Genomic DNA, 281 nt, shown 5'->3' with positions numbered 1-281 from the left:
GTGTTTCTGTAAGCCAGATTAATCTGTTGCTCGATACAGTGTTAGCGTCATTTCTACAAACAGGAAGCGTTTCTTGGCTTTATTATTCGGATCGTTTAGCTGAGTTGCCTTTGGGGATTTTCGGTATTGCCATTGCGACAGTGATTTTACCTAGTTTGTCTCGAAAGCATAGCAGTCAGTCTCACAAAGCTTTTTCTGACACGCTGGACTGGGCTATACGGATAGTTCTGTTGATGGGCGTTCCGGCAGCTGTTGCTTTGATTGTTCTTGCTGAACCTTTG

The 281-nt window shown here is 44.1% G+C and carries 1 protein-coding gene; it reads left to right on the top strand.

Translation table 11 applies throughout. The features are described from left to right. A partial coding sequence (locus A3729_RS10520; RefSeq protein WP_156497880.1) for a lipid II flippase MurJ occupies positions 1-281 on the top strand: 281 nt, incomplete at both ends.

Source organism: Oleiphilus sp. HI0043, from assembly GCF_001634935.1.
This window is presented reverse-complemented; position numbering and strand designations above follow the sequence as displayed.